A 21373-nucleotide genomic window follows, 5' to 3' on the forward strand; every position below is an offset into this window, starting at 1 on the left:
GCTTTTTGCGTATAATATAAGGGATGGTCAAGCGTCGGTCTTATTTGCCCGACGCTTGTTTTGTGGTTCTATTTTCAGTTTGGTTTCAGGAATTGATTGCCTGCATGTCGTTATGAATCACATAATGATCTGACTGGACAATTTAATCAGATACAGAGACGAAAGGATATGGAGAAAACTATGCATGAAAGAAATAACATTCGCAACATTGCGATTATTGCTCACGTAGACCATGGCAAGACGACGCTTGTAGATAAACTGCTGCAGCAGTCCGGTATTTTTAGAGAACATGAGTCAGTACAGGAACGCGCGATGGACTCTAATGATATTGAACGGGAACGCGGGATTACGATTTTGGCTAAGAATACAGCCATTACGTATAAGGATTATTTGATCAATATCGTGGATACACCAGGGCATGCTGACTTCGGCGGAGAAGTAGAACGGATCATGAAGATGGTTGATGGTGTTCTGCTTGTCGTTGATGCTTATGAAGGCTGTATGCCGCAGACGAAATTCGTGCTGCGCAAAGCGCTTGAGCATGATTTGACCCCAATTGTTGTTGTGAATAAAATTGACCGCCCGGCAGCCCGCCCAGCCGAAGTTATCGATGAGGTATTGGATTTGTTCATCGAGCTTGAGGCAACAGATGAGCAGCTGGAATTCCCCGTTGTATACGCATCTGCTCTTAACGGTACATCCAGTTTGGACCCTGAGAAACAGGATGATAACATGCTTGCCCTTTATGAGACGATCATTGATCATATCCCAGCCCCAACCGAAAAAGTTGACGAACCTTTGCAATATCTTGTAACACTGATGGACTATAATGAATATCTCGGACGTATTGCGATTGGCCGTGTGAACCGCGGGATTATTCGTCAAGGCCAATCTGTAGCCGTAATGATGCGCGATGGCAGCAAGAAGATGGCACGCATCGAGAAGCTGTTCGGCTTCCAAGGCTTGCGTCGTGTGGAAATCGATGAAGCTGGAGCAGGGGATATCGTAGCGATTGCCGGTATTAAAGACATCAATATCGGTGAGACGATTGCAGATCCGAACCAGCCTGAGGCACTTCCGGTTCTCAAAATTGATGAGCCTACGCTGCAAATGACTTTCCTTGTTAACAATAGTCCATTCGCTGGACGTGAAGGAAAGTGGGTTACTTCCCGTAAACTTCGCGAGCGTCTGTTCAAAGAACTGGAGACCGATGTATCGCTTCGTGTAGACGAAACGGATAGCCCTGATGCTTTTATCGTCTCCGGGCGTGGTGAGCTTCACCTTGGCATCCTGATCGAAAATATGCGTAGAGAAGGCTATGAGTTGCAAGTATCGAAGCCAGAGGTTATCGTCAAGGTCATCGACGGCGTCAAGATGGAGCCCATCGAACGCCTCATGATTGATGTTCCTGAGGAGAGCATGGGCTCAGTTATGGAAAGCCTCGGTTCCCGTAAAGCAGAAATGGTGAACATGATCAATAGTGGCAACGGCCAAGTCCGTCTTGAATTCTTGATTCCGGCCCGCGGCCTGATTGGTTATACGACGAATTTCATGACCTTGACCCGCGGTTATGGCGTGATGAACCATGCCTACGACAGCTATGGTCCATTCGTCGGCGGCCAAGTTGGTGGACGCCATGAAGGAGTGCTTGTATCCAGCGAGAATGGCGTATCGACAATGTACGGTATTCTAGGGATCGAGGACCGTGGCATCCTGTTTGTTGAGCCAGGAGCGGAGATCTATGAAGGTATGATCGTTGGTGAGCATAACCGCGATAACGATATCGTTGTCAACATTTGTAGAGAGAAGCAATTAACGAACGTCCGCTCGGCGACGAAGGACGATACTGTAAAAATGAAGACACCACGTTTGTTCTCGCTGGAGCAAGCGCTGGAATATTTAAATGATGATGAATATTGCGAAGTTACGCCGAAATCGATTCGTCTTCGTAAGAAGATTCTGAATAAAGGCGAACGTGAAAGAGCTGAAAAACATCGCAAAATGTCCGAAGCTAATCTATAATGGGAATATATTCATTTTGATGTGAAGCGAAGGAGGGGCTGGCCTTGCAGGCTTGGTTCGCGCAAAACCCGGTCATTTCGTATATTTTGATTTATGTGCTTATCATCTTTGTATACAACAAGGTGTTTCGTAGCCAGCAGAAGCTGCCGCTTCTAAAGGAGATCATTTTATATATTTTAATGGCAATCGGCTCGTTCCTCCTGCTCATTTTTCAGATCGACAAGCTGCCGATTATTCAATGTCTGCTCGTTGCTGTCGTGCTGATGCTGATGGTGCGAATTCGTTATTTTGTCGAAGGACGACGCCATAAAAAAGAGAAATCTATACCTGCAGCTGGTGAGCAGAGCGAGTAGTATACGTTAGTTGTGTGAGATTTACGTGGAAACTTTATTGCCTTCTCATTCGTAACTCTATGTGACAACAATAATCCAGATGAAAAGGTTTTGATTCTATGAGTTCTTACAACAAAGGCCTGCCACCTCGGGATGATCGTTCCAAGCGGTCTTCCGCCAAAGGATCAAAGCAGCCCAAAAAGCAGTCTGGTGGTAAGACCCTTTTTAAGGTGTTATTGACGATTCTTATTGTTGCAGTGCTTGGAGCGGGTGGGGTCGCAGGTTATTTGATGCTCACTCTTAATAATACGATCAATAAGACGGGGACTTCAGGCAAAGTGGCCGCGGAGAATTCCGCCAAAGTCAAACCCATCGCCATGCTGTTATTGGGTACGGATTACCGTCCAGAGACCGGAACCCATCTCAGCGACGTCATTATGGTGATTGCCATGAATCCGAAGACAAAGTCGGCTACGATCGTGTCTTTACCTCGAGATACGAGGTTCCAAATGAAGGGGTACAGGACGAACAAGCTTAACGCGTTCTACCCTAAGTTTCTGGCCGCCGAGAAGAAATCAGGCATATCGGCCAAGGAAGAAATGAAGACAATGCTTGGCAAGTATATGGATCTTCCGCTCGATTACACGACGGTGCTTAATTTCCAAGGCTTCCGCGATGTGGTTGATGCTCTAGGCGGAGTCGATGTAACCGTCGATGCCAATATGTGCTATGTGGATAATGCAGATGGTACCAATATCAATCTGAAGAAGGGTGCCCAGCACCTGAACGGCGACAAGGCTCTTGATTATGTTCGTTACCGGAAATCGAACTGTAAACCGAAGACGAAGCCTTCGAATGATTTTGAGCGCAATCAGCGGCAGAATGAAGTGCTTCACGCCTTGATTGACCAGACCAAGTCTTTAAATGGCGTAATCGGTGCAGGTAAGGCGATTGAATCGATTGGTGATAATATGACGACTGACCTGGAAGCAGAGCAGATCAAAAATATGATTGCCGCTTATTGGAGCATTTCCAAGGAGAATGTAACATTTATTCCCGTTACTGGTGAATGGAAGAGTCCATATGTCTACATCAATGACAGTGAGCTGAATAAGGCGAAGCAGGCATTGAAGGACGAGCTTGCCGGAACGAAGCCGCAATCTGAAGGACAAAGGAATCAGTCGGGCAAGTGATCGATTGAAGGCAAGTTTTGTGTCATGGTATAATACAAATAGATAGTGGGGATAGGTTTCTTAGTCCCCAGCTTCCTTCTCGGTGTTGAAAACCGGACTTTTTGAACACGTACTTTAAGTATGTCAGGGGGCTGGCGTTAATGTCCGAACTCGTTACACAATTATCTGAACCATTGTTCAATGCATTCCAGTCCGAAATGTTCGTTCTGCTCAGCACAGTGGATGTGGAGACGGGAGGGCCGACTTCAAGTGCGATCTCCTGGATTTATGCATTGAATCCCTCCACCCTCCGCTTTGCAGTGGATCACAGATCAAGGCTTGTCAACAATATGAAGACTCATCCGAGGATTACAGTAACTGTGTTTGGTGCGGAGACCATTTACGCGATTAATGGTGTTGCCGAAGTGGCGCAGGACCCTCTTGAGGGGGTTCCCTTCAAAATGTGCTGTTTCGACATGAAGATCGACGCTGTACGGAACGCTCTGTTCTACGGTGCTCAGCTCGCGTCTGCACCGTCCTACAGCAAAATGTACGATCAGCGTGCTATGGAGAAATTGGACAATCAAGTATTTTCTGCAATGAAAAAAGCCTAGCGAATTTAATTCGCTGGGCTTTTTTTCATCTAGGACAGACCTAGTATTTACTGCCAGTAGTACCGGAAGTGTGACTTTTCGACTTTACTTTGCTTTTTTCTTGCTTCGTAGGCCGATGGTGACCTTGCTTGGTTGGAACACTCTTGGTACGCGGACGGGTATCGCTCGACATTTGCGGAACTATTCGTCCGATAATATCGGCCATTTCTGTTGCAAAGCCAGAGATCGGATGTCCTGCAGAAATTTTCTTGCCAATTTCTGAGATGCGATGGTTGAGGTCCATATCGGCCGTGACGATTGCTCCGGCACCTTGTGGATCTTTACGTAGAGCTTCGGCAACTGTGTACTTGATACCGCCGACGCGGGCGCGCTCAAGATTCCCGTCAACATCAATACCTACGACAGCCGTCTTTCCCATGATGACGCAGTGGGCGCCTTTGACACCGGGAACTTTCTTAGCTAGCGATTCCAAATGGGCTTGACGACTTCTTTGATCATTCTTGCCAGTTGCAGTGGCGTTTGTGTTCTGCTTCTGTGTTGACTTGCCCGTTGTATTGCTTAGACCCTTAGGACCATGTCCCTTAACATTTTGTGTCCGGGTGGTCTTTTCCGATGGAGTCTGTTGAGAGGGTGATGCCTTTTTAGATGCTGTTTGGCAGCTAGTTAGCAGTGAGGCCGTTAATAATAAACACAGCCAAATTCGCATGATTTGATCCGTCCTTTCGGAAATGATCTCTTGCCAGATATGATTCCAGCTTGGTATCTATAACATTTCCCGGACAATAAAAAATATGTATTAGAGGTAGTTCAAAAAGTCCGCTTTTGATCACGAAGTAACACTGAGAGCTTATTCGACATCTTGAATTCAGCCGGGCCTTCCGGTGCTCACGTAGGTATTGCCTACGCTCCGCTCCTCAGTCCTTAGCTTCATCCAACCTTCTCGGTGTTGAAAACCGACCTTTTTGAACTCGTTTTGAAATACCATGCGAATTTGAAGCTGTAATGACTGCGGTGGAGGGGATATCCGTGAAAAAGATCTTTGTATTGGATACGAATGTTTTGCTGCACGATCCGAACGCCATTTTTGCCTTTGAGGAGCATGTGGTCGTGATTCCGGCGGTCGTGCTGGAGGAAATCGATTCGAAGAAACGCAATGCAGATGAGATCGGACGTAATGCACGCGGAGTATCCAGGCTGCTCGATGGCCTGCGGGAGCAAGGACATTTACATGATGGGGTCGAGCTAGAACATGGCGGCGTCATTAAAGTGGAAATGAATCACCGGAGCTTTGCCAAAGTACAAGAGATGTTCGGTGAGGTCAGCAATGATAACCGCATTTTGGCGGTCGCTCTGAATTATCATCTTGAAGAAGCGGAGAAACCGGAGCCAAGCCCGGTTATTATCGTCAGTAAGGATGTGCTGGTGAGAATTAAGGCCGACGTTCTCGGCTTGATTGCGGAGGACTATCTTACGGGCCGAGCCGTGGATCCAAGTGAAATGTACCCAGGTTATTTGTCCATACAGGTTCACCCCTCCGTCATCGATGAATTTTATACATTCCGTTCATTACCTGTAAAATCGCTGGGATTATCCTATTCTCTATATCCGCATGAGTTTATTATCATGAAGGATGAGATGGGAAGGGGAAAGTCAGCGCTTCTCAAAGTTAATGAGGACGCCAGCCGACTTGAGCCTTTGTATCTTAGCAATGATCCTGTATGGGGAATCAGTGCTCGTAACGCACAGCAGCGAATGGCTCTCGAATTGCTGCTGAATGATGACATTCCGCTGGTCACCATTACAGGTAAGGCAGGAACGGGAAAGACGTTGCTAGCTCTGGCAGCGGGGTTATTGAAGGTGGAAGATGAGCATAAGTATAAGAAGTTGCTGATTGCTCGTCCCGTTGTTCCGATGGGAAAAGATATCGGCTATTTGCCTGGGGAGAAGGAAGAGAAGCTCCGGCCCTGGATGCAGCCGATTTATGATAATTTGGAATATCTGTTCAACACAAAGAAATCCGGTGATATTGATAAAATTCTGATGGGCCTCGGAAGTATCCAGGTTGAGGCCCTTACGTATATCCGCGGGCGCTCCATTCCCGGTCAGTTCATTATTATTGACGAAGCGCAGAATCTGTCGCAGCATGAAGTGAAGACGATCGTCTCAAGAGTTGGAGAAGGCAGCAAAATTGTCCTCGTCGGCGATCCGGAACAGATCGATCATCCTTATCTGGATTCGGCCAGCAACGGTCTCACCTATCTAGTTGAACACTTCAGAGCGCAAACCTTAAGCGGACATATCATGCTGGAGAAGGGAGAGCGCTCCAAGCTCGCCCAGTTGGCGGCGGATTTACTGTAGAAGGATGCTTATTGTTAAAGAAAAATAGGTTAAAAAACCATTTATTTACACCGGATAATTCCGGTGTTTTTTTATTATGAGAATTTAGGGACAAGGTACTAGGGAGTTTGATACAATAGAGATTAGTTGATTGATTGAATTGGATTCCTATGTTTTGATGGTTGAAACGTTGGAGGGGAAGAACGGGTATGAAGCGAAGAAACCATTGGGTACTTTTTGCACTCCTGCTGCTCGCCTTGATTAATTTGTCACCGACCGAGAAGTCTACGATGGTAGGTCCCAAGGATCAAGACAGAACAACAGAGCCGGTAATACCTCCAAGCCAGGAGAAGGTTAGAGACAACGGTCGGATCAAAGTAGCTGTACGCCTACCGGAGTCGGAATTCAATGAACTAAAGGCGATGAACGAAGCGTTTATGAAGGAGCATTCCACCGAAGTTGAACTGGTTAATGTACCTGCAGGAGAGGATTATGGCTCCTTGCAGCAGCAGTTCGAGCTTGGCGTATCTCCCGACGTCGTCTTGCTGGACAATGTCTGGGTTCGCCGATATGCGGCTGGTGGATTCTTGCTACCGACGGAGAGCTATTATTCCGGTTCTTTGACTGGCGAAGTGTTAAGCGCTTCCTTGGCACAGGATGAGTGGAACGGTTACGTATGGGGCGTGCCGCTTGATGCTGATCCTTATGTTTGGGTATATGATGCTGAGGCGTTAAAAGAAATCGGTCATGCCTTCCCTTCGACATCGGAGGAATGGCATACGTTGATTGAAGCCTGGAATGAATTTAATTCTCCGGCTAATTTTCTGGGGCTAGATTATAACGATCCTTATGCGGTCATGTCATTGTTATGGCAACTAGGTGCCAAAGGTCAAGGCAAGCAGGAGGCGGCCGAATCTATTTTTAATAAGAAGGGCCTGACTGAAGCAGTTCCACTCTTGGAGCAGCTCCAGCCTTATATGATAAATATCGGTAATGATGAGAGCAACGATCAGTGGATTGGCGGTAATCGCCAAGATGCATTGATCATGCTTATTCCTTCCACAGAAGCGATGAAGCATCCTTATCGAGGAAAAAAAGTCTTTTTTCCAGAGCCTTCGGAATCAGGCAACAAAATGTGGATCGCCGGCAGGAGTTTCGTGGTAACAGCCAGGTCTACGAATCGGGATACAGCAGGACTATGGATTTCTGCAATGACTACGCAAATCCAGCAGCGTCAATGGCATGAGAAGACAGGTCATTTGCCTGCGATCAAAACCTTGTACTATCAGACGATGAGATCCGGACTGCCGGATTGGATAACAGCTTCATTTGTGAAGGGACAGGGAATCACTCAGCCAGTAACGGCCAAGCTTCCTGAACTGATGCAGCAATTGCAGGAGAACTCATGGTCTTTCCTCCATGGCGATATCCCTGCCAAACAGTATGGGAAGCAATTGGATGAGCTGAATCCCTAAGATCAGGGATAATTGCGCCTAATTGCGTGATTTTAACGATAGTTTCAAAGTAATAATAAGCTCGTTCTCACTGATTGAGGCTTCTGTCGCTTCAATAAAGGGAACGAGCTGCTGCGGATAAAAGCCAAGATCGAATGCATCTTCCAACTCATTTCTTGTAGTATCCGGCAGTTCTAACCCGTTAAATACAAGTTTATCAATATGAAAAATCAGAGCGTTTTGCGGTTGATTTTCTATCGTGTAATGTCCTTCTATTGATAATTCGAGACCTTCTTTGCTGCCTTGTACGATCATGCGTTCCTCCGTGAACCGGAACGTCATATCGCCAAGCAGCTTATTTTTATTTCTAAGGAATTGATTAAGCTCTTTCTCTCGAATGGTTAGTATATAACCTCCTCTAATTGAAGTGAGGCTGTCCCCGTAATCTTTCAAATAATCAGAGAAATTAGCCATCGCCTGTGACAGGGCCTTGAAATAACGCCTTACTTCATGTAATCCGACGTTCTGCCAATAGCTTGTTAATTCCTGGATCATTTGCCGCAGCTTTTCGGGATCAGCGCTGGAGCTTATAGAACTTTCCACACTTTGCTGAAGTGCAACCAATCGTTCTCGTTGTTGCAGCAACCGCTGTTTTATTTGCTCCAGTTCCCGACTAGTTTGGTCCAGATCTTCTCTTGCTTGTCTAAGAGCGATGTATTCTTGCTGATATGTATTAAGGATGTCCTGGTTCCGTTCTGAAATTAGCTGATAGTAATCCCATACCGTGAAAAAATCGCTTAGGCTGTTAACAGATAGTAGCGCGGTGAGCAGAGTCTCTCGCTCTCCCATATAGTAGGCGGCGATCACTTTGCCGGCACGTTCCCGGCTGCTTTCGATTTGGCTGCTCTTATCGGCGATTTGTTTCGTCAACTTGACTGCGTCTCGTTCGGTATCTTGCTGCTGAAGCATGACTTTACTGATATCCCGATCAATCTCCACGATGGATAGGCTTTGTTCCATAATCTTCAGGTCTTCCTCTGAGATGGGAGCGGCATAGGCAGCGCCCTGCAGCAGAGGAATGGTTGCAAGAGTGATCGAGATACATAGCGAAGCAATGGCTCTGTGCCAGCGATTCTTCAGATTCAATGCGTCCCCCTCCTTCGCTGAATCATGTTATGAGGGCAACACCCCTATACCTAGGATGTATATGATACAAGCACCGCAAATATATGAGGTTGTTCAAAAAGTCAGCTTATGATTATGAAGCAAATTAGGAAGTGAATCGGCATAGATTATATTATATGAATAACAAAGAAGACGATCCGATAAAATCGAATCGTCTTCTTTGTTGTAATGAAGAAGCAAGCCGGAACTATAATGGCAGCCCCATTTGGAAAACCGTCCAATAACTGAATCCTGTGAAGGCCACAATCATATATCCCCAGAACAACAAAATATAAGTCTTCTCTGTGAATTTCAAGTAGCCAAACAGCATGAAGAAAGCCGTCTGCATAAAAAATAGCAAAGCCATTTCAATGAGGTTCCCGGCAAAAGCCATAAGTCCGATGGAGAGTGTGAAAAAGCCGAGGACGCGGAACATGCGTGCCAAGCGTGAATCCCCCTTTCCTATGTATACGCTTCATCCAAATTCTACAATTTATTATACCCGCAACCTCATCAAGTGTAAACGGAAAGTCACTAAAAAGAATCAGATTGTTGGCAAAGTGTGATTTTTATTATTGCGGACCATATAATCGGCGCCGTTACTTGTTTGTATTTTGCAAAGATATGTATGGACAAGGTTGAAAATGGAAATACATTTTAATACCAAATAGATTCTATGAACTCTATGAGAGGCATAGAAATGGAGTAAGAAGTTATTTCACCCATTCGCCTGCCGGGGTATAGGCTGGAGACGGTATATTTAGGATGTCGTTAGGAGGTTTATATTGCATGACAGCAGTGAGACAAGATGCGTGGAGTGCGGAAGATGATTTGATTCTGGCTGAAGTGACTTTGCGCCATATTCGTGAGGGCAGTACCCAACTAACTGCCTTTGAAGAAGTAGGGGAGAAGATCGGTAGAACCGCGGCTGCTTGCGGTTTCCGGTGGAACAGTTGTGTGCGTAAGAGATATGAGGCAGCGATAGGAATTGCAAAAGCACAACGGCAAAAAAGAAACTATATGAAGAAACAGGGATCGCTTGCTGGAAGCCCGGCTGTAGCTTCATTGACCTCGGTTGAACTGGATGAGGGAATCTACAAAAATGACGGAGTTACCGAAGAGACAATTTCGATTGATGCAGTCATTCGCTTCTTGCGCGGGTGGAAGAATACGGTTCAAGACAGCAATCGTCACGTGAAGATGCTGGAAAAAGAACTACGTATGAAGGATGAGGAGCTGCATAATTTGCGCGAGGAGAATAAACGCTTGTTCGCGCAGGTGAATGAGGTCCAGAGTGATTACCGAGTCGTGAATGACGACTATAAAGCTTTGATTCAAATTATGGACCGGGCCAGACGACTTGCCTTTCTTAATGAAGAGGAAGACGAGAGTAAGACAAGATTCAAGATGGATGCTAACGGCAATTTAGAACGAATTGAATAGCAGAATCTATAGAATTAACGAGGGTCCCGTCGCAATAGCGGCGGGATTTTCTTTTTGTGAAGTTGATTGTGCTTTGTGTTTATAGGGGCAGGTCTGGTATAAAAATAGTAGATGATTAGGAAGGAAGGATAACGGATGAAGGTAGACATCATTGGAGCGGGGGCTCTTGGACTGTTATTTGGCGGCAAGCTAGCCGCACGGGGAGTGCGGGTTCACTTCTGGACGAGGACAATGGAACAGGCGCGATTGTTGGCAGGAGAAGGAATTCAAGTTGAGGAACCGCAATCCGGTCTTGTGAGCATTGCTCCATCTATGATTTTGGCTCATCCGGTAGATGATATAGTCCGAGGTTCGTTGAATATCCGTGAAGAAGAAAGGCCTGATTGGATATTCATTACGACCAAGCAGGGCAGTGTGGACCATGACTTGCTTGAATTCGTTGGACGGATTGCCGGCCCTAATACGGGAATCGTCTGCTTCCAGAACGGGATTGGTCATATTGAGATGTTCCGAAGCGCCTTCAAGGATAAGAATATCTACGTGGCTATAACGACAGAAGGAGCAAAGCGCAGCGACGCCCGTTCTGTCATCCGTTCGGGCGCCGGAACCACACAGATTGGTATCCCGCAGCCCAGCGAATTTCTTCTATATAATGGTGATTCTTTAGATGAGAGGAAGGAGCAGATCAGGGAAGAAGATTTGGTTAAAATGCTTGAATCGGCAGGATTTGAAGCCTTTTTGTCGAAAGACATCGATAGGGAAATTTATAGGAAACTGCTTATAAATGCGGTGATTAACCCGTTAACCGCCATCTGGCGAATACCGAACGGAGAGCTGCTGGATACGGAATCACGCGTAGTGATGCTTCGGCAGTTATGTGAGGAAGGAATGCGAATCTATGCAGCGCATCAAATCCCTATTCCTTCTAATATGTATGAACAGATTGAATCTGTCTGCCGCTCGACAGCCGGGAATACCTCATCCATGTTAAGCGATGTGCTTAAGGGAGCGCCGACCGAGATTGATTCCATAAATGGGCGGCTAGTGAAGATGGCTCAGGCTGCCAGTATACCTGCTCCAGGACATGAAATGGTGTGGCTTTTGGTAAGAGGATTAGAAGCCACAGGCGACTGAGGACATAAAATTTTGTTTTAGGTCTGAAAATTACGGTTTATGAGGAGGGTTTGCCTTGAATGTACTATTAGGACCGGTTTTTATATTTACGATATTGCCTATTATTCCATTTTTCCTGGTCTACTTGATTAGTATTTTCTTGAAAAAAGAGAAAAGAGCTTCATTGCTCCTGGCCATGGATGTGACAACGTTTTTCCTTATATTGTCTGTCTCTATCCTGTTCAATAATGTATTTCATTCCCAATTCGGCTTCTATTTAATACTGCTTATCCTCTTGATTGTCGTGGGTTTGATCGGCGGAGCCCAGAACAGATTGAAGGGGAAGGTCGATGTGAACAGAATGCTGCGCGCCGTATGGCGCCTCGCTTTCGCCGGAGCAGGGATCGTCTACATTATATTGTTTCTTATTAGCTTTTTTACATATATTTCTGCCATCTAGTTCAAGCTAAATGAGAAGAGAACAGGCACTACATATTGAAAAAAATACCGCGAATAACTAGCCTAATGGGGTCAAAATGTCAATAGTGTATATATGACCATTTTGTTAATAAAATATTTCATTTTTATTAACTAGTGTTCTATTTCAGAAAATTTATGTTGGATTTTTTTGACCGCTGGTTGTATAATCTTAAAACATATACCACAAACATACTTAAGGGGGACACAGCAAGGATGAAGAAGAGTAAAAGTTTATTGCTTCTTTTGACACTCGTTCTTGCGGTCGGTACGCTACTATCTGCTTGCGGATCGAACGAGAGCAAGAACGGTGCTTCAAACGGCGGCAACAATGCAGCAAACAATGCTGCAAATGAAGGTGACGTTAAGTTGGCAAAAGATCAAACGCTCAGAATCAACATGAGCGCAGAACCGCCAACCTTTGACCCGGCTCAAGCACAAGACAGCCAAGCGAACACTGTGCTCAAGATGATGTATGAAGGTCTTGTGCGCATGGACGCTGACGACAAAGAAGCACCAGGTGCTGCTGAGTCTTGGGAAGTTGACGGAACTAAATATACTTTCCATCTTCGTAAAGATGCTAAATGGAGCAATGGCGATCCTGTAACAGCAAAAGATTTTGTATTTGCTTGGGAGCGCGTGCTTAACCCTAATACACAACCAGCTCCGCCTTATGCATACCAATTGTACTATATCAAGAATGCTGAAGAATTCAATAATGGTACAATCAAGGATTTCGGTGAAGTTGGCGTGAAGGCTACTGACGACTATACTCTGGAAGTTGAGTTGAAGGACCCGACTCCATATTTCCTTGGTTTGACTTCATTCTATACGTTCTACCCGGTTCATCAATCCGTTAAGGATGACCCGAAATGGGCTACAGACCCTAACAAAATGATCGTTAACGGACCGTTCAACCTGACTTCTTGGATAACCGGTCAAACGATTGAATTAACAAAGAATGAGCAGTATTCGGATAAAGACAATATTAAATTGAACAAAATCAATATATCTTTGGTAGAGAGTGGCGCAACTGAACTCGAATCCTACCGTAACGGCGAGCTTGATCGTGCGGGTGGACCAAACGGTGAAATCCCTTCCGACCAAATTCCGATCGTTCAAAAGGAATTGCCTGATGAATATAAAGTAAAAGGTATTGCTGGTACATACTACTATCAATTTAACTCCAAAGCAGAACCGTTCCAGAACGCTAAGATTCGTAAAGCATTCTCGATGGCTATCGACCGTCAAGCGATCGTAGACAAAATTACAATGGGCGGACAAATCCCTGCATACGGTGCTGTACCGGAAGGTATTGCTGGGGCTGAAGGTGAATTCCGTTCCGAACATAGTGACAAAGAGTACTTCCAAGAGAACGTTGATGAAGCTAAGAAGTTGTTGGAAGAAGGAATGAAGGAAGAAGGCTATACTAAGCTGCCTGATATCACTTTAATCCACAACAACGGTGAAGGACACAAGAAAATTGCTACTGCTGTAGCTGACATGTGGAAGAAGAATCTTGGCGTAGACGTTAAGATTCAAAACCAAGAGTGGAGCGTATTCCTTAAGAACCGTCAAAGTCTCGACTATCAAATCGCTCGTAGCGGCTGGTCTGCTGATTTCAACGATCCGATGACATTTATGGATCTGTGGATGACCGGCGCTGGCAACAACGATTTGGGCTACTCCAACCCTGAGTATGACGAGCTGCTTAAGAAGGCTAAGTCGGAATCGGACTTGAAGAAGCGTGACGAGTACTTCGCAAAAGCAGAGGAAATCTTCATTAAAGATGATATGGCATATATGCCAATCTACTATTACACTAACGTTTCGCTTGTAAAACCAAATCTTAAAGGCGTAGTTGTTGACTTCAGCGGTGCTGTTGACTTTACTCGCGCTTATCTGACTGAGTAGTTGTCGGAAAAAATACACAAATGACGATAATTAAATAGCAAGTTTGGGATATATATGTGGTATTCCATATATATCCCCTTTTTTTTGCAACTTTCTTCCAAGTTCTGTGGTCATATGCAAATTTATCGAATAGACAAATGAAAAGGTTTGCCCTAAAATCGATTTATATCTTTTTTTGTCGAAAATTATAAGAGGAGGTGTTAACGGGTATGGTGCGCTACATTGCTAACAAACTATTCTACACATTGGTTTCGCTGTTCATCTTAATCTCCGCCACCTTCTTTCTTATGAAAGCAATACCGGGTGATCCTTTCATGTCGGAAAAGAAAGTTCCAGAGGAGATCAGACAGCGTCTCATGGAACAATATGGTTTGGACAAACCCGTTTTCCAGCAGTACATTAAGTATCTCGGAGATATCGTTCAAGGTGATTTGGGGATTTCAATGAAGAAGATTAACCAAGAGGTATCGGATATCATTGGACAAACCTTCTCCGCTTCACTTAAGCTGGGGCTTGTCGCAATCGTTGTTTCCGTCATTATCGGGGTGGTGCTCGGACTTCTAGCAGCTCTCTATCACCGGAAAGTTATTGATAATGTGACGATGGTATTAGCGGTCCTAGGAATCGCGGTTCCAAGCTTCGTACTCGCATCATTGTTACAATTTGTGTTCGCTTCCAAATTGCATTGGCTCCCTACGATGGGATTCAAAGGACCAATGTACTATGTTCTACCTGTAGCGGCACTTTCAGCGCAGCCTATAGCTTTTATAGCCCGTCTGACGAGGTCGAGTATGCTGGAAGTCCTGCATGCGGACTACATCAAGACAGCGAAGGCTAAAGGCTTAAGTTGGTTTGCTATTTTGTTCCGCCATGTGGTTCGCAACGGGATTATGCCGGTTGTTACTTACATGGGGCCAATGACCGCGAATATCGTTACTGGTTCGGTAGTTATCGAGCAGATCTTCGGTATTGGTGGTATCGGTAAACAATTCGTACAAGCGATTACAGTTCGCGACTATCCGATGATCATGGGGATTACGATCTTCTATGGAGCATTATTGATGATTGCTCGGTTGATTACTGATATTGCTTACGGACTTATCGATCCGCGAATCAAGCTTAGTGCTGGGAAGGAGGGCTAGTCATTGGATGCTAATGAACAAATCAAAGTGATGCCGGCACCGGCAGACCTGACTGCAAATGATTTTGCAAGAATTGGTTCTGATGAGAAGCAGGCCGAAGTCATTCAGCGGGAGAGCATATCCGCGTTGAAGGACGCTTGGCTGAGACTGCTTTCAAATAAATTGGCTATGACGGCGTTGTTTATTCTTATTGCCGTCGCGATTATGTCTATTATCGGTCCATGGATGTCTAAATTTAACTACTATTCAAATGATCTGTTAAATACGAATTTGAAACCGAACGCAGAACACTGGTTCGGTACTGACGATTTCGGTCGGGACATGTTCGTTCGTACATGGTACGGAGCGCGTATCTCATTGACTGTAGGTTTAATTGCTGCTCTGATTGACCTCTGTATTGGTGTTGTATACGGCGGGATCATGGGCTTCTTCGGCGGACGTGTAGACACGATAATGAATAAGTTCTCTGAAATTCTGTACGCTATCCCTTACTTGCTCGTAACGATCCTGCTGCTGGTTGTTATGGAGCCAAGTCTGGTCACAATTATCATCGCATTGACGATTACCGGCTGGATTAATATGTCATGGATTGTTCGTGGCGAGATTATGCAGCTTAAAAATCGTGAATTCGTACTCGCATCCCGTTCGATGGGTGCAGGATCGGGACGCTTGTTGTTCCGTCACTTATTGCCGAATGCACTCGGCCCAATCATCGTTACGGTTACTCTATCTGTACCGAATGCGATCTTTGCAGAAGCTTTCTTGAGCTTCCTCGGCCTCGGTGTTCAAGCGCCGGTTGCATCGCTTGGTTCGATGATCAACGACGCATTGACCGGTTGGTTGTATTATCCTTGGCGCATGCTGTTCCCGGCGGTTCTGATCAGCTTGATCATGCTGTCGTTTAACATTCTTGGCGATGGACTTCGCGATGCGCTGGATCCAAATCTGAAAAACTAGGAGGTGGAATGATGGAGCCGATTTTACAAGTCAAAGATTTGCATGTCTCCTTCTCAGTTAAGGGCGGCGAAGTAAAAGCTGTTCGCGGTATGAACTTTGAAGTGGGTAAAGGGGAAACGGTTGCGATTGTCGGTGAATCCGGAAGTGGTAAGAGCGTAACGGCCCAAACGATCATGCGCCTGATTCCGTCCCCTCCGTCAATTATTAAGCAAGGTGAAATCTTGTTCCAGGGACAAGATATATTGAAGAAAAGTAATAAGCAAATGGAAGCTATTCGCGGTAAAGATATTGGCATGATATTCCAAGACCCGATGACCTCCTTGAATCCTACGATTCGCATAGGTAAGCAAATTACTGAAGTACTCATTAAACATCAGAAAATGTCAGCGGGTGAGGCGAAGAAGCAAGCGGTAGAAATGCTCAAGCTGGTCGGCATTAAAAATGCCGAAGCCCGTTTTAATCAATATCCTCATGAATTTTCCGGCGGTATGCGCCAACGTGCGATGATTGCCATCGCCCTGGCTTGCCGTCCGTCACTGCTGATTGCCGACGAACCGACTACAGCGCTTGACGTTACCATTCAGGCACAGATTATGGATGTTATGAAGGAAATGCAGCAGCATCTTGGCACATCGATCATTCTGATTACGCACGATCTTGGTGTCGTTGCCGGAATGTGCGATCGCGTTATCGTAATGTATGCTGGTGAAGTAGTAGAGACGGGAACGAAATGGGAGATTTTCAAAAACCCACAGCATCCTTATACCAAAGGCTTGCTCAGATCGATGCCGCGTCTTGATCAGAAGAAAGGCGAGCCGCTTATTCCAATTGTCGGCACGCCGCCGGATTTGATTAAGCCTCCAATAGGTTGTCCTTTCGCCGCACGCTGCGACAAGGCAATGAAGATCTGTCAGCGTATCGATCCGGAATCAACTGTATTTAGTGATACACACCATGCACGGTGCTGGGATCTACATCCAATGGCCAAGGAGGTGCATTCGAATGAGTAAGGGCAAAACCCTGATTGAAGTAGAAGGACTTAAGAAGTACTTCCATGTCGGCGGAGGAAATGTTCTCAAAGCCGTTAACGATATCAGTTTCTCTATTGCTGAGGGGGAAACCCTTGGGCTCGTTGGTGAATCGGGCTGTGGTAAATCCACAGCGGGACGTACAATTTTGCGTCTGTATGAACCGACGGGGGGGAGTGTGAAATTCAACGGTGTTGATATCAATACACTTTCTCCAGGTAAAATGAAAGCAATGCGCCGCGATATGCAGATGATCTTCCAAGATCCGTATGCATCGTTGAACCCACGCTTTACAGTTACGGACATTATCGGTGAGGCACTCGATATTCATAATATGGCTGGATCGCGTCAAGAACGTAAGAAACGGGTTGAGGAATTGCTCGATATGGTTGGGCTTAACCCAGACCATGCTACCCGTTATCCGCATGAGTTCTCCGGTGGTCAGCGTCAGCGGATCGGGATTGCCCGTGCGCTTGCTGTAAATCCAAAGTTTATTATTTGTGACGAGCCGATCTCAGCGCTTGACGTATCGATCCAGGCTCAGGTCGTTAACCTGCTGGAAGATCTACAGAATCGTCTCGGACTCACTTATCTGTTCATTGCCCATGACTTATCTATGGTTAAGCATATTAGTGATCGTGTTGCCGTTATGTATCTTGGCCGGATTGTAGAGTTGGCAGAAAGTGAAGAATTGTATGCCAATCCGCTCCATCCTTATACGAAGATGCTCTTATCGGCTATTCCGATTCCGGATCCTGAGGTTGAAGCGAATAAGAAACGGATTATCCATGAAGACGGCGATAATGGCCCGATTCAATCTGCTAATGGTGCTTCTGCCGGTGGTGGAATGTATGATCTGGAGAACTCCGAGCTTGTGGAAGTTTCGAAAGGACATTTCGTTTCCATGCCTAACAAGGGCTAATCGAAGAGCAATCATGAATTGAATGAAACTCTCACCTGCTATTTTGAGGTGGGAGTTTTATTTTAGGTTGAAGGATGCACTTTATCGATGGCATGTGATATATTTTTAAGGGATCAAGAGTAGAACGGGGGATATAACCTGATGAATATTGTGCAAGAGCCACTAGCGTTGAATAAACCGCTCTCAGAGGCTTATCTGAATCATTTTTCGAGCGTACAGCAATTATATCAATATGATGCTATGAATGAGGCAAGCTGGCAGGAACGGCTGGAATGGCTTCATGAATCGGAGCATTTGCGCATTCCGCGCGGGCAAGTCGTTGAGAGATTGCGTGAATATAATCTACTACATAATCCGCATGAGGCCGTATCTCAGTCTCTGGATGCCTTGGAGAAGCCGGATGCTGCCGTGATCGTTGGTGGGCAGCAGAGCGGCCTGTTCACGGGTCCGCTGCTCGTAATCTATAAAGCAGCGACGATTATAAAGGCATCGCAGCATGCTGCCAAGCAACTGAATCATCCGGTTGTTCCGGTGTTCTGGATCGCAGGTGAGGACCATGATTGGGATGAAGTGAACCATACCTATGTCCTGTCCCCAGATTTATCGGTTTCACGGATCAGAGTTGCACGAGAGACGGAGCAGCGTCTACCTGTCAGTATGAATGAAATCGCCAGAGAAGAATGGGAGCAGGCGATCTCCGAGCTGGAGCAGTTGCTGCCCGATACGGAGTTCAGAGCTGGGCTGATGGATTTGCTTAGCCAAGTGTCGGAGGGCTCGTCCACATTGAGTGATGCTTTTGCCAAGCTGCTGGGGACCTGGTTCGGCAAATACGGATTGGTATTGCTTGATTCGGCTGATCCGGCTCTAAGACAGCTTGAGTCGCCGATATTTGAGAGAATGATTGACGGGAATGATCAGTTAGGAGTAGCTTATCGGGCTGCAGCTGATCTCTGTCAATCCCTTGGCTATCAGGCACAGGCTGACGTTGCCGCAGATGGAGCAAATCTGTTCTATATTCATGAAGGAGAACGTCTGTTGTTGTTCAGGCATGATGGGAGATTTAGCGATCGTAAAGGGAAAGTACACTTTACAGCGGACGAGCTGAAGTCAGAGCTATATAAACATCCTGAGCGGTTCAGCAACAATGTGTTGACCAGACCGCTGATGCAGGATAGCTTGCTGCCAGTGCTTGGCGCGGTGCTCGGAACTGGCGAGATCGCATATTGGGCTCTGACCGGATCGGCATTTAAGGTGTTTGGGTTAAGAATGCCTTTGCTGCTTAACCGGGAGTCTTTTACAGTCATAGAAGGTACACTTCATAAGCATATGGATAAATATAATTTGAGCTGGGCTGATGTAAGCGATCATGCTGTCTTTGCGCAGAAGAGAGAGAATTGGTTGGCGGAGCAGGATTCCTTGCATCTGGATGATCGCTTTGAACAGATCAAGGCTGCCTTTACGGAAATGTACGATCCGTTGATCGAACAACTCGGGGGAATTCAAGCAGGATTGCTTAAGCTGGGCGCTGCCAATCGGGAGAAGATCGTCGAACAGATGGAATATTTGCGCGGACGGGCCAAGGATGCGCTTGGCAAGGCAAACTCAGCGGGGCTTCGGCATTTCGATCGAATCGAATTATCGCTCTTTCCGCAACATAAGCCGCAGGAGCGAGTCTATAATATTTTCTACTATTTGAACCGTTATGGGAATGACTGGATCGATCACCTGTTGGAAATTCCTTATGATATTTCTGGGGATCATCGTATCATTTACTTATAGTGTTAGAACAGATGACTTTGTTTGAGGGGATATAATAGCTGAGGAGGAAATGGTATGAATAAAGCAGTTGAGAACAGCATTATTAAAGATTTGCAGCTTGCTCCTGAAGGCCATTTGAAGATCGATTGGGCCCAGGCTCATATGCCTGTGCTTTCACGGATTCGTAAGCAGTTTGAAGCAGAACAGCCATTCAAGGGTCTGAAGGTGTCAATATCTCTTCATCTTGAGGCGAAGACCGCTTATTTGGCTAAAGTGGTGCAGGCTGGCGGTGCTGAAGTGACGATTACCGGCAGCAACCCGCTCTCTACACAGGACGATGTGTGTGCAGCGCTTGTAGAGGATGGAATTACGGTGTATGCCAAATACAATCCAGAACCCGTAGAGTATAAACAATTGTTGATCCGCGCTCTGGAGACGAAGCCGGACTTGATCATCGATGACGGTGGAGACCTGGTGACCATCCTTCATTCGGAGCGTCCCGACCTGCTTGAGAACATACGTGGTGGTGCGGAGGAGACGACGACGGGCATTTTGCGTTTGAAGGCGATGGATAAGGAAGGGCAATTGAAATTTCCGATGATCGCTGTCAATGACGCTTATTGTAAATACTTATTCGATAACCGCTATGGAACAGGCCAATCTGTATGGGATGGAATCAACCGAACTACCAATCTGGTCGTAGCCGGTAAGACGGTCGTCGTCGTTGGTTATGGCTGGTGCGGTAAGGGCGTAGCGATGCGTGCCAAAGGACTTGGAGCGAACGTGATTGTCACTGAAGTAGATGCGATCAGAGCGGTGGAAGCCCATATGGACGGATTCCGAGTGATGCAGATGACAGAGGCGGCCAAGATTGGTGACTTCTTCGTGACTGTAACGGGGAACCGAGATGTGATTCGCGGCGAACATTACGATGTAATGAAGGATGGAGCTATCCTGTCCAATGCTGGACATTTCGATGTGGAAGTGAACAAGCCGGAGCTAGCGGAGCGTTCCACTTCGATCAGAACCGTGCGTCGCAACATTGAGGAATATCAATTGAAGGATGGACGCAAAGTTTACGTCCTTGCGGAGGGGCGGTTAGTCAACCTTGCAGCAGGAGATGGGCATCCAGCGGAAATTATGGATATGACCTTTGCTCTGCAGGCTTTATCACTCAAGTATGTGAATGAGCAGTACGAGCAAATCGGCAAGACGGTCGTTAATGTACCGTATGAGTTGGATGAGCAGGTTGCCCGGTTCAAGTTAGAGAGCCTGGGGGTTAATATCGATTCTCTGACAGATGAGCAGCGTACTTATCTAGATAGCTGGCAGGAGCATTAAGCCAAGCCATCTGAGGATCTATTTTTACAAGATGCTACTAAGCAATATGCTGAAAAAATATCAATTTTTCCAAGAGTGCAGGCTTCGAGGTTGGTAACCTTGAGGCTTGCTCTTTTTTTGGGCCATTTTCTTAAAGAGGTTGTTCAAAAAGAAAACCGACTTTTTTGAACATACACTTAAATT

General features: G+C 46.0%; 19 protein-coding genes. 16 read left to right on the forward strand and 3 right to left on the reverse strand.

Annotation, left to right across the window (positions count from 1 at the left end; all coding sequences use genetic code 11):
- Positions 1 to 180 precede the first annotated feature (180 nt).
- From typA to ABD014_RS24005, 4 genes are all read left to right on the forward strand, one after another.
- The gene (gene typA / locus ABD014_RS23990; RefSeq protein ID WP_343865673.1) at positions 181 to 2022 is read left to right on the forward strand and encodes a translational GTPase TypA; all 1842 of its coding nucleotides are present in this window, start codon (positions 181 to 183) and stop codon (positions 2020 to 2022) included.
- A gap of 44 nt (positions 2023 to 2066) precedes the next feature.
- Complete coding sequence (locus ABD014_RS23995) at positions 2067 to 2375, forward strand: YlaH-like family protein (RefSeq protein ID WP_343865675.1); 309 nt, start codon at positions 2067 to 2069, stop codon at positions 2373 to 2375.
- 98 nt (positions 2376 to 2473) lie between these two features.
- Positions 2474 to 3547, forward strand: coding sequence for an LCP family protein (locus tag ABD014_RS24000; RefSeq protein WP_343865677.1), 1074 nt, complete (start codon positions 2474 to 2476; stop codon positions 3545 to 3547).
- A gap of 140 nt (positions 3548 to 3687) precedes the next feature.
- Positions 3688 to 4140: a pyridoxamine 5'-phosphate oxidase family protein gene (locus ABD014_RS24005; protein WP_343865679.1), complete on the forward strand. Its 453-nt coding sequence runs from the start codon at positions 3688 to 3690 to the stop codon at positions 4138 to 4140.
- A gap of 40 nt (positions 4141 to 4180) precedes the next feature.
- On the opposite strand, the gene ABD014_RS24010 is transcribed toward ABD014_RS24005, so the two are convergent.
- The gene (locus ABD014_RS24010; RefSeq protein ID WP_343865681.1) at positions 4181 to 4846 is read right to left on the reverse strand and encodes a YhcN/YlaJ family sporulation lipoprotein; all 666 of its coding nucleotides are present in this window, start codon (positions 4844 to 4846) and stop codon (positions 4181 to 4183) included.
- Positions 4847 to 5166: 320 nt separating this feature from the next.
- On the opposite strand from ABD014_RS24010, the gene ABD014_RS24015 reads away from it, so the two are divergent.
- Positions 5167 to 6498: a PhoH family protein gene (locus ABD014_RS24015; protein ID WP_343865683.1), complete on the forward strand. Its 1332-nt coding sequence runs from the start codon at positions 5167 to 5169 to the stop codon at positions 6496 to 6498.
- A 188-nt stretch (positions 6499 to 6686) separates the two neighbouring features.
- Positions 6687 to 7952 carry an ABC transporter substrate-binding protein gene (locus ABD014_RS24020; RefSeq protein ID WP_343865685.1) on the forward strand — a complete coding sequence of 422 codons (1266 nt, stop codon included), beginning with the start codon at positions 6687 to 6689 and terminating at the stop codon, positions 7950 to 7952.
- 18 nt (positions 7953 to 7970) lie between these two features.
- Here the strand turns inward: ABD014_RS24020 and ABD014_RS24025 are convergent, their stop codons facing one another.
- Together ABD014_RS24025 and ABD014_RS24030 are read right to left on the reverse strand one after the other, a co-directional pair.
- Complete coding sequence (locus ABD014_RS24025) at positions 7971 to 9077, reverse strand: coiled-coil domain-containing protein (RefSeq protein WP_343865687.1); 1107 nt, start codon at positions 9075 to 9077, stop codon at positions 7971 to 7973.
- 226 nt (positions 9078 to 9303) lie between these two features.
- A complete protein-coding gene (locus ABD014_RS24030) occupies positions 9304 to 9540 on the reverse strand; it encodes a DUF2626 family protein (protein WP_068782066.1) in 237 nt (78 codons plus the stop codon).
- 344 nt (positions 9541 to 9884) lie between these two features.
- Between ABD014_RS24030 and ABD014_RS24035 the strand changes: the two genes are divergently transcribed.
- The 10 genes from ABD014_RS24035 to ABD014_RS24080 all read left to right on the forward strand — a co-directional run bounded on the left by ABD014_RS24035 (position 9885) and on the right by ABD014_RS24080 (position 21190).
- Positions 9885 to 10538: an RsfA family transcriptional regulator gene (locus tag ABD014_RS24035; protein WP_251412532.1), complete on the forward strand. Its 654-nt coding sequence runs from the start codon at positions 9885 to 9887 to the stop codon at positions 10536 to 10538.
- Positions 10539 to 10673: 135 nt separating this feature from the next.
- Positions 10674 to 11672 (forward strand): ketopantoate reductase family protein, encoded by a 999-nt coding sequence (locus ABD014_RS24040; RefSeq protein ID WP_343865692.1) that lies wholly within the window; start codon positions 10674 to 10676, stop codon positions 11670 to 11672.
- Positions 11673 to 11727: 55 nt separating this feature from the next.
- Positions 11728 to 12111, forward strand: a complete 384-nt coding sequence (locus ABD014_RS24045) for a DUF3397 domain-containing protein (protein WP_343865694.1) — start codon at positions 11728 to 11730, stop codon at positions 12109 to 12111.
- 233 nt (positions 12112 to 12344) lie between these two features.
- A complete protein-coding gene (locus ABD014_RS24050) occupies positions 12345 to 14042 on the forward strand; it encodes a peptide ABC transporter substrate-binding protein (RefSeq protein WP_343865696.1) in 1698 nt (565 codons plus the stop codon).
- 209 nt (positions 14043 to 14251) lie between these two features.
- On the forward strand, positions 14252 to 15184 hold the full coding sequence (locus ABD014_RS24055) for an ABC transporter permease (RefSeq protein ID WP_343865698.1): 933 nt from the start codon (positions 14252 to 14254) through the stop codon (positions 15182 to 15184).
- A 30-nt stretch (positions 15185 to 15214) separates the two neighbouring features.
- Positions 15215 to 16141 carry an ABC transporter permease gene (locus tag ABD014_RS24060; protein WP_343865922.1) on the forward strand — a complete coding sequence of 309 codons (927 nt, stop codon included), beginning with the start codon at positions 15215 to 15217 and terminating at the stop codon, positions 16139 to 16141.
- A gap of 11 nt (positions 16142 to 16152) precedes the next feature.
- Positions 16153 to 17151, forward strand: coding sequence for an ABC transporter ATP-binding protein (locus ABD014_RS24065; protein WP_251412521.1), 999 nt, complete (start codon positions 16153 to 16155; stop codon positions 17149 to 17151).
- A complete protein-coding gene (locus ABD014_RS24070; protein WP_343865700.1) occupies positions 17144 to 18091 on the forward strand; it encodes an ABC transporter ATP-binding protein in 948 nt (315 codons plus the stop codon). Before ABD014_RS24065 ends, ABD014_RS24070 begins: the two co-directional genes overlap by 8 nt.
- Positions 18092 to 18232: 141 nt before the next feature.
- The gene (gene bshC, locus ABD014_RS24075; protein ID WP_343865702.1) at positions 18233 to 19870 is read left to right on the forward strand and encodes a bacillithiol biosynthesis cysteine-adding enzyme BshC; all 1638 of its coding nucleotides are present in this window, start codon (positions 18233 to 18235) and stop codon (positions 19868 to 19870) included.
- A 54-nt stretch (positions 19871 to 19924) separates the two neighbouring features.
- Positions 19925 to 21190 carry an adenosylhomocysteinase gene (locus ABD014_RS24080; protein ID WP_343865704.1) on the forward strand — a complete coding sequence of 422 codons (1266 nt, stop codon included), beginning with the start codon at positions 19925 to 19927 and terminating at the stop codon, positions 21188 to 21190.
- Positions 21191 to 21373: the final 183 nt, after the last annotated feature.

Origin of the sequence: Paenibacillus motobuensis (assembly GCF_039521865.1) — a bacterium.
GTDB classification, from domain to species: Bacteria; Bacillota; Bacilli; order Paenibacillales; family Paenibacillaceae; genus Fontibacillus; species Fontibacillus motobuensis.